General features: G+C 62.3%; 1 protein-coding gene and 2 pseudogenes. All 3 read left to right on the top strand.

The annotated features are described in order from the left end of the window. Window positions 1-329 (top strand): annotated as a pseudogene (locus HF921_RS12715) (CsoS2 family carboxysome shell protein); the annotation flags it as partial. A gap of 27 nt (window positions 330-356) precedes the next feature. After that, a pseudogene (locus HF921_RS12710) lies at window positions 357-530 on the top strand (EutN/CcmL family microcompartment protein); the annotation flags it as partial. Between the two features lie 31 nt (window positions 531-561). After that, on the top strand, window positions 562-665 hold a 104-nt coding region (locus HF921_RS12705; RefSeq protein ID WP_215893501.1), incomplete at its 3' end, for a BMC domain-containing protein.

Below are 665 nucleotides of genomic sequence, written 5' to 3'. Positions count from 1 at the left end.
AGTTCCGTTATCGGGATGAGGCCTATAGCGCCGCGCCGGTGGTCGCAACGCGGGAAGCGCCGCGCAATCGCCTTACCGGGGACGGGCGTGAAGGGGGTTTTGCCATCACGGGAGCGGCCTGGAGGCGGAATGAAAGCATTACCGGCACCGAGGGCAGATCCACGCGCCGCAACCCGACCTTGCGCGGAGAACAGCGCGGCGCGGTGCCTGGGGCCTCTCAAATGAAAGACCGCGAGCGGCCGGAATTGCCCATCAGCCGAGTGACTGGCAGCAGCGGCAATGATGCCAGAGGCTCTTTTATCACCTATTCCGGTGGTGCACGAGGTTAATGTGATACCAGCGGCGGCGAAAAGGGCGGTGCGAGAAGCATCGCCGTGGATGCGGTGGGCTGTGTCTCTGGCGACTGGGTGATTTGCGTAGGTTCGTCCGCTGCCCGGGAAGCGGCGGGCAGTAAAGACTTTCCGAGCGACCTGACCATCGCCGGGATCATCGATCATTGGGATCCCAGCGCTGGACAGACAGGGAATTAACCGTTTTTTAACCCCAAAAGGAGTAGTTGACATGGCAAACGTAAGCGGAGTGGCACTGGGTATGATTGAAACGCGCGGCCTGGTGCCGGCGATCGAGGCGGCGGACGCGATGACCAAGGCGGCGGAAGTGCGTCT

The organism is Acidithiobacillus ferriphilus (genome assembly GCF_018854775.1).
GTDB classification, from domain to species: domain Bacteria; phylum Pseudomonadota; class Gammaproteobacteria; order Acidithiobacillales; family Acidithiobacillaceae; genus Acidithiobacillus; species Acidithiobacillus ferriphilus.
The sequence above is the reverse complement of the archived record's forward strand: the minus strand, read 5'-3'. Positions and strand labels throughout refer to the sequence as shown.